Annotated in this window: 9 protein-coding genes; 3 read left to right on the top strand and 6 right to left on the bottom strand. The window is 69.5% G+C overall.

What is annotated here, in order from left to right; translation table 11 throughout:
• Positions 1 to 475 precede the first annotated feature (475 nt).
• Both QR77_RS41845 and QR77_RS41840 read left to right on the top strand, forming a co-directional pair.
• Positions 476 to 1126: a replication/maintenance protein RepL gene (locus tag QR77_RS41845; protein ID WP_040029685.1), complete on the top strand. Its 651-nt coding sequence runs from the start codon at positions 476 to 478 to the stop codon at positions 1124 to 1126.
• Positions 1120 to 1539: a hypothetical protein gene (locus QR77_RS41840; RefSeq protein ID WP_040029684.1), complete on the top strand. Its 420-nt coding sequence runs from the start codon at positions 1120 to 1122 to the stop codon at positions 1537 to 1539. Before QR77_RS41845 ends, QR77_RS41840 begins: the two co-directional genes overlap by 7 nt.
• A 636-nt stretch (positions 1540 to 2175) precedes the next feature.
• Here QR77_RS41840 and QR77_RS41835 read toward each other — a convergent pair.
• From QR77_RS41835 to QR77_RS41810, 6 genes are all read right to left on the bottom strand, one after another.
• A complete protein-coding gene (locus tag QR77_RS41835; protein ID WP_040029683.1) occupies positions 2176 to 2694 on the bottom strand; it encodes a hypothetical protein in 519 nt (172 codons plus the stop codon).
• Positions 2695 to 2836: 142 nt separating this feature from the next.
• A complete protein-coding gene (locus QR77_RS41830) occupies positions 2837 to 3136 on the bottom strand; it encodes a hypothetical protein (RefSeq protein WP_040029682.1) in 300 nt (99 codons plus the stop codon).
• Between the two features lie 68 nt (positions 3137 to 3204).
• Entirely contained in the window at positions 3205 to 3966 is a 762-nt protein-coding gene (locus QR77_RS41825; protein ID WP_040029681.1) for a hypothetical protein, read from the bottom strand.
• A gap of 103 nt (positions 3967 to 4069) precedes the next feature.
• The gene (locus tag QR77_RS41820; RefSeq protein ID WP_040029680.1) at positions 4070 to 4657 is read right to left on the bottom strand and encodes a transcriptional regulator; all 588 of its coding nucleotides are present in this window, start codon (positions 4655 to 4657) and stop codon (positions 4070 to 4072) included.
• An 80-nt stretch (positions 4658 to 4737) separates the two neighbouring features.
• Positions 4738 to 5202, bottom strand: a complete 465-nt coding sequence (locus QR77_RS41815; RefSeq protein WP_052489866.1) for a hypothetical protein — start codon at positions 5200 to 5202, stop codon at positions 4738 to 4740.
• Positions 5203 to 5280: 78 nt separating this feature from the next.
• Positions 5281 to 5838 carry a hypothetical protein gene (locus QR77_RS41810; protein ID WP_236711259.1) on the bottom strand — a complete coding sequence of 186 codons (558 nt, stop codon included), beginning with the start codon at positions 5836 to 5838 and terminating at the stop codon, positions 5281 to 5283.
• A 430-nt stretch (positions 5839 to 6268) separates the two neighbouring features.
• Between QR77_RS41810 and QR77_RS47275 the strand changes: the two genes are divergently transcribed.
• Positions 6269 to 7394: hypothetical protein (locus QR77_RS47275; protein WP_160311036.1), on the top strand; the 1126-nt coding region annotated here is incomplete at its 3' end.

The raw sequence follows: 7394 nt of genomic DNA, 5'->3' as shown, positions 1-7394 counted from the left end.
CTGGAAGCCGCAGAACGGTCCGTACGGAGCGGCTGGGGGTCTCCGTGAGGTCGCCAGGGCGCGAGCGGACCGCCGGGGCCGGCTGCGGAGTGTTGCCGGGTGGGTGCTCGGTGGGTGGCACGCACGCAAGGCCCTGGTACGGCCTTCGCGCGCGCGTGCGTCTTAGGGAAAAGAGGGCCGCTGCGCGAAACGGCCCCTGACCTGCGGTTTCGCGGAAGGGGATGTGTCAGCGCTGACACACTGACCTGCGGAAATGTGTTGGTGGTGCCACACCGACACCCATATTTACCAACCCAGCTTGTACAACTTGGCATCGTTGCAGGTCGGGACGCATTTCTACGGAGCCACCCTGAAAACCGGTGTGTCGACGTCGACACCAAAGCGCCACGCCAGCATGTACAAATCTGCCAAGTCAGGTTGGACAACTGCTAGGGTCCGTCGCGACCCGTCAAGATCGAGGACAGGACCACCGTCGATGCCCCGCGAGCCCAAGCGCCTTGCCGCTGGCCGAAGCAAGGGCCGGATCACTGCCGTTCAGCCCGGCGGTGACAGCGCCTTCCGCGAGACCCTGTCGTCCCGGCTGGGGCAGGACATCAAGCCGCCGACCCGCAAGCGGCCGGTGCAGCAGATGGACGTCAACGTCCGGTACACGTACCGCGCGCCCCACGAGATGTACGGGCGCTCCGGCTACAGCGTGGTCTCCAACGACTTCTTCGCCGACGTCCTGGCGGTGCTGATCGCCCAGCACGGCATGTCGCCGATCCAGTCCGCGGTCTTGCTGTGGTGCATCGGCCGCCAGCGCGAGGGATGGCTCCGGGCCACGCACAAGAAGATCGCGGACAAGCTGGGCGTGGAGCGGTCGAACGTGACCCGCGCGCTCGGACGGCTGGAGGAGTGGCACATGCTCCAGCGCGTCGACACCGGTCTGATCTTCGTGAACCCGCTGCTCGGCTTCGAGGGCAACGGCGACGTCCAGCACGAGATCCTGGAGGCCCTGCGCCGGGGCGCGCCGGAGGGCGCCTTCCCCGAAGTGAAGCCCCCGCCGGCGCCGCGCAGCGTGCAGTTGGAGCTCGGGGCCGGGAACGGCGACGATGAGGGTGTCGAGAGGGAGGGACAGGCATGCTGATCCAAGCGAGCGCCGGTTTCGGAATGCTGTACCGGCTGGACCTCACGAAAGCCGCGATGGAGCTGCTGAGCGTCCTCATCGAGCGCCAGGAGCCCGGCGGCGAGGTGAACGCCTCCCAGGCCGAGCTGGGCGCCCGCGTGGGTCTGTCCCGCAACTCCGCGAACACCGCCATGGCGCTGCTGGAGAGCCGGAACCTGGTGCTGCGGCCCGAGGACCGCAAGTACCGCACCTACTACCTCCACCCGTACATCGCCTCCTACGCCACCCAGGAGGAGCTGGAGGAGACCATCCAGGACGCCGCCGAACGCATCGAGGCCGGTGAGCTGCCCGAGATCACCGCCCCGCTGTACGAGACAGGCCCGCCGAAGCGGCAGCCGCAGACACCGCTCCGAGCTGTCCGGGCCGCCGGATAGCGCCGGTCATCACCCCCGGGTGATAACCACCCGCAGGATGTGCACCAGGGGCACATTCCTGTGCGCGGTCGGCGACCTGGTTGCAGCAGCCGGCCTTGCTACCCGTGCAGCACCCGTGTGCCGCCCGGGTCGGCGAATGCTGCACTGCGAACCGGGCGATCGGAGCAGCACCCGGTCTTGCACCCTTCACCACCAGGAGCAGCAGCCCATGCAGCAGGACGGGCAGCAAGCGGAAGGGTGCAAGGTCTGGCCGGTGCTGGAGATCCCGCCGGGAGTTCACCGGGAGACCGCTGGAGGCCCTCTGAACGGGTCGGGGCCGGGCACCGTCTTGCACCCCAATGTAGTTAGGTACTTGTAGTACCTATGCGCGGGTTGAACTCTCCCCCCCTGAGAGCAGAGCTCGCGGCCGGGAGAACAAGAACACCGACGCCGGATAGGACCTGCGGGGAGCCGTGGAGGCCCCAGAGCACCCGAGGCGCTGTACGCCGCTGTGACGGCACGAGAAGCCCGTGATCGTCGACTCGGAGCCCGGAGCCGCTCAGGACGCCGCAGGGGGCCGCACAGCGCCGGGAAGGATCATGCGCGCGCCGCTGCTCGGTCGTGCGAATGCTGCGCACCAGAACCACCGATCCGCAGCTACAGGCTGAGAGCGAGGGTCTCGCAGTACCCGAGGGATGTTGCTGCCACCCCGAGGTCGCCTTTGGCTGCGGTCCGCCGGGCCACGGCCATCGACGCCAGCATGTTCTGCAGTGGGCTGTCCTCGCCGGCGGCGGCGGCCTCTTCGGCTCGGGCGAGCAGTACGCGGTGAGCCTGGTCCAGGAAGTCGGCCCACCTGTCGCCGTACGCCGCCGGGTCGACGCCGGTCAGCGGTGTCAGCCACAGGTCGGCGTGCGACTGGAGGCGTCCTTCGGGAGAGCGGTAGTCGAACACGGTGCCGCATGGGTTCGTGCCGTTGTCCGGGTGGTCCGCGGTGCCGGGCCAGCCGTCCAGGTCCACGGTGTGCACGGGGCACAGGTACACAAGCCAGGCCGCGCCCGGCCCGGAGACCTGTGCGGGGCCTTCGCGGAGCACCGTGGCCTTGAAGGGGCAGTCGAGCAGGATGCGGAGTCCTTCGAGATCGCGGTGGCCGGAGAGCTCCTGGACGATGGACGGCACTGCGGCTCCTTCGCTGGTCAGACCTCGAGGTAAGGCCGAGATTCGGGGGTTGGCCCCGTGGTTGCGGGCCAAATTGGCAGCGTTCCCCAGCGTGACAGCCGGATCAGGGGTGCGTGACACCCCGAGCCTGACAGCGTGACAGTCACCTTCGGTGATCGCGGGCGGCGTCCGGCAACGAAGGCTGCTCACTCATCTTCGGGACGTCCGGCACCAGGTCCCGGTATGCCTGACGCATCGCGTCCAGCGCGGCGCATCGCGCCACGATCGCGTTCATCTCCTGGGCCAGGTCCTGCGCCCTGCCGGATAGTTCGTCACCGCTGTACAGAACCCTTCCGTCACAGAAGGCCCGGAGCCTGTCCGAGAGCCCCATCAGGGCACCGGACAGGTTCGCCGTGCGCAGGTCGATCTGTTCGTACTTCAGATGCAGGGTGTTGTCGGCCACGCCCTCATGATGTCCTCGCTGTGCCAGGCGCGGCGGGTGATCCCCAGAACGCGCCCGGGAGCGCGGCGCTACGGGCAGACGCGGGCGAGAAACGCGGCGAGCGCGTCGGCGGCTTCGGGCTCGGTGGTGGCGATCCGGGCCGCGAACGCCAGCTCGTCGACGTGGGCGCCGGGGACCAGGCGGGCAAGTTCGGCGAGCAGCGCGGCGTGCGCGAGGACCGGAGGCGTCAGGAGGCCGGCTGCTTCCTCGCGGGCGGCGGGTTCGCGGTAGTGCCCGAGGTGCGCGGCCAGGGCGTGCGCGAGCCAGTCGTCGACGTCGGCCTGGACGTACCCGCCGGTTCGACGGGTGAGTTCGTCGCGGACGGCTTCGTCGCCGTCGCGGGGCTCGGTCTGCCCCAGGGTGCCGAGCTCGCGCAGCGCCTGGAGCTCGTCGGCGCGGGCCGCGATCCGCTGGGCTTCGAGCAGTTCGGCTTCCCGGGCGGCGGCGGCCGCGGCGTCGGCGGCGAGTTCGGCCCGGACGACGTCGTCGGTGTCCGGGTCGTAGACCGTGCCCGGTGCGGCTTCGGCGAGCAGCTGGTCCAGGCGCTCCCACTCCGCGAGCTCCGCGTGGCCGCGGACGCCGGCAACCAGGTCCTTGTGCCGGGATGCCTGCCGGGCATCGAACCGCGCTTCCTCGAGGGCCGCCGCGACCGCGCCGGCGTCCATTCCCTTCGCCCGGCGCCGTACGACGCGGCGGCCGATACGGGCGGCGCGGGCCGGATCGTAGAGCGCGGCGGCTCGCGGGGCGGGCGGTCGGCGGGTGGTCTCGCCGGGCGGCCAAAAGCGGGTCATCTTCGGTCTCGCATTCATCGTGTGGATTCGGAGCGGGCCGCCGCCAGAGCGTTGTACGGCGGCCCGCAGATTTGGTTTATAGCAGGTCCGTAATTCGGCCGGGTCAGAACCGGAAGGATATTGACGACACGGACGTGAAATCCGCGCGGAGGCCATCGGCCCGTGTGCCCCATTCCGTGAAGTACGACTCCGTGATGGCCTCCGCGACGATCGGATGCAGATCTTCCTCCGTCGCCCCGGCCTCCTGGAGTTCCAGGATCTGCTTCACGTAGGTGGGCGAGATGTCCGTGGTGATCTGGCGCTCGCGGCCGTCATCCGAGCTGCCCGTGCAGGTGAATCCGAAGTACGCCGTCACCTCCACCATCATCCCCCTGGAGGTGGACGCCTGTGCGCGCGCTTGCGCTCTGACCTGCGGTTGCCACTCGGATTCGGTCTCCTCCACCAGGGCGGCCTGGAGGCGCTTCTGCGGGGTCGTCAGCTTCCCGGCCCGGTAGCGCTCCACGGTCCGGCGCGAGACGCCCAGGCGCTCCGCCAGGGCCTTGGTCGAACCCTTCGCCCGCGTGAGGAGGAATTTCACCTGTGCATTGGCTGATTTCGGCGCGGGCCGGGTGAAGACCTTCCGCTCGGCCCGCGCGAGGGCCTCCAGGACCTTGCCCCGGCGTGGGGCCGGCTGCTGCTCGTGATCGCTCATGAGCCCAGGATTCGACGCGTCACCTGTGGACAGAGGAAGACGATCGCCCGGGGGCGGCCGGTGCTGTTGGCGGCTGTTCGTCAGGTTCGGAAGGCGTCGGTGCCGCGGTCCCCGTCGCTCTCGCACGCCAGGATCTTCTGCAACGCAGCCAGGTCGGCTTCTTCGCTTCGACGCAGTCGCCCGCGGCCGTCGGCATCGAGGTCGGCGGGGCGGACGACGACAAGCCTCAGCCCGTGGATGGGGATCTCGGTGTCGCGGCGGGCGTCGTAGAGGGCCCTCTGCTCGCCGCGATGCACCCCGCTCACGGTCAGGCGATCCGGCTTGTCGAAGTGCGGCACGGGCTGGTCATGCTGCCGTTCCCGGTACTCGACTACGAGTTGGTGCCCAGACCAGTAGGCATCGACCGGCAGTTTGCGACGACGGCCGCCCATTCCAGCGTCGCCCAGCAGCCAGTCGAACGTGTGCTGGGTCGAGGCGTCCTCCCCCAGGATCCGATTGCACAGACCGACGACGTACGCCTCGTCACTGTCATCTCTCGTTCCCATGGACCGGAATCCTGCCACCCCGCAGGACGAGAGATCCGGAACGTTGCTCGATCCGGCTTTGGCGAGCTGAGCGGCGGGTCAGCGGCGGGTGACGGTGTAACCAGCGTCGTTGACGGCGGACGTCCATACGTCGCGGTCGAACCACTTGGTGATGTTCGGCTGCATCTCGGTGATGGTGCGCATCCGGGCTTCCCAGTCATGTCCAGACGGGCCGCGGTCGCCGCAGCCGGCGCAGCCGTCCTCGCCGTGGATGTGCCCGGCCATCCAGGCGTTGACCGCCACATTGATGATGGTCGCATACAGGTCTCCGCCGGTCTGGGCCAGAGAGTCCGGGACCCCGGCGAGGACCAGGGCGAGTTCCGGATTGTCGATCGGCGGCATCGGGGCCTGCCCGACACCCTTCTCGCTACTGCTCTCCTCGTAGGACGACAGGCTCTGCGCGAGCCGGTCGGCCGTGACGGAGGCGTCGAAGTACCGCCAGGCGGAGCGCACCTGGATCCCGAGCCGCTCGGAGACGGTGGTGATCTGCTTCTCGATCGTGTCCTCCACGGTCGCCGGCGCGAGGGTCACCCCCCGGCGGGCCAGCTCCGCGAGCGTCTGGGCAACGGCTTCCTTGAACGCCTTCGTGTTCCGCACAAGCGCATCGTAGGCGGGCGGGAGCAGCCGCCGGACGGCTTCGCCTGCATTGTTCCGGTGCAGGTGACTGAGGCGTCGCAGCGTCGTTGGACAGGGCACCGCGTGCATGAACATCAGACCCCGCGGATACGCGAGCGAGCCCCGGACCGTATCGGTCTGGTGCGTAACCGGCCGGGTGGCTTCCGTTTTCCCGGCCGCGCTCAGTCCCCCCAACCAACGTCATACTCCTGCGCGGCAGGGATATCGTGACCGAACAACTACCCTCGGCGAACGGCTGCGGAGGCAGAGAGGGGGATCTCGGCCGACCCGGACAGGGGGACGTGGGCGGCCCTGGAGACGGGCGCGGCAGCGCAGATCGGGCAGATTTCGTAATAGGACCGGGTGTCGACCGGGGGAGGCCGCAGTGGGTTACGCGATGAGGGGGATGCCGGTGGGCGCCTTCCTGCGGCGGCCGTTCCGTTCGCTGGGCGATGGCGGGTACGCAGGTCTGGTCTTCGTGTTGGCGCGCTCGGCCGACAATCCGGAGTTGCACCGAAGGCTGTTCCGGGAGTGGTCGGACACTCACGATGTCACGTGCCGCTACCTCGGTGTGATCACCCCGGCCCCCTCCGGGCTGGTCCCGGTCCCCTACTCCGGGCTGGTCATCGATGCAGGCCACTGGCGAAACGAGGACGGGACCCCCGTCGAGGGGGTGTCGTGCCTGGGGGAGAGCAGCAGGCTGGATACGCCGGGGGGAAAGGCGCGATCGACGCTCCGCATGGACGCGTGGCCGCCGCGCAGGGAAGCGGAGGGTGGGGGCCCGGCTGACGGCGCCGTCGTGGAGGACGTGACCCTCCTTCCGGCCCTGACCCACTCCTTGCGGGAGCACCAGGACGCGCTGACCGCAGCGGCCGGGGAGATGCGGAGGTTCTTCGGCGTCTCCGAGGAGCTGCTGCCGTGTGCCGTCGTCGTCTCCTTGCTGGAGAAACGAGCGTACGCCGTGGCGCTGGACGACGTCCCCAGCCTATACGCCCTGCTGAAACGGGTGCGTGTCGAGCTGGAGCCGGTTACCACGGAGATCGACCGCCGGGATGCGGAACTGGCTCGAGCGCGGGAGGCCCGTCGTGCCCTGCGCTCGGCCGGCGCCCGCGGCAACCTGCTTGCCAGAGCAGACGCGCAGCAGCGGCAGTGGTCGGTGCGGATGAAGCGCCTAGCCGCCGACCTGAGCGGTATCGCGGACCAACTTCCCGGTAACGAGGCCGAACTGTGCCGCTGGATGGCCTCGCGGCTCGCTGACCGAGGGCCGCTGACGGAGCAGGAGGATCGGTCGGCGCAAACCCTCGCACGCCTCCTCGCCCGCTCAGGAGATCACCGCCGCCTGCCGCGGCGACTGCGGCGTGCACTCGCCGTACACAGGGCCGGGGACTTCGGCAACGCCGAACTGGCGGCCCAGCAGTTGGCGTATGCCGCGGAGGAGCGGGCGGTCGAGACGCGGATCGGGCAGCTGAAGGCGCAGATCGACGATCTGGGGCGGCGCCTGTGCCTGGGGTCCGCCGTCGTCGCCGCCGCACAGCGGT

Source organism: Streptomyces sp. 150FB (genome assembly GCF_000818195.1).
Lineage (GTDB): Bacteria > Actinomycetota > Actinomycetes > Streptomycetales > Streptomycetaceae > Streptomyces.
The sequence above is the reverse complement of the archived record's forward strand: the minus strand, read 5'-3'. Positions and strand labels throughout refer to the sequence as shown.

Coding starts and splice junctions, on each gene's coding strand:
- QR77_RS41845 (WP_040029685.1), top strand. CDS start 476: ATGCCCCGCGAGCCCAAGCGCCTTGCCGCTGGCCGAAGCAAGGGCCGG.
- QR77_RS41840 (WP_040029684.1), top strand. CDS start 1,120: ATGCTGATCCAAGCGAGCGCCGGTTTCGGAATGCTGTACCGGCTGGAC.
- QR77_RS41825 (WP_040029681.1), bottom strand. CDS start 3,966: ATGACCCGCTTTTGGCCGCCCGGCGAGACCACCCGCCGACCGCCCGCC.
- QR77_RS41820 (WP_040029680.1), bottom strand. CDS start 4,657: ATGAGCGATCACGAGCAGCAGCCGGCCCCACGCCGGGGCAAGGTCCTG.
- QR77_RS41815 (WP_052489866.1), bottom strand. CDS start 5,202: ATGGGAACGAGAGATGACAGTGACGAGGCGTACGTCGTCGGTCTGTGC.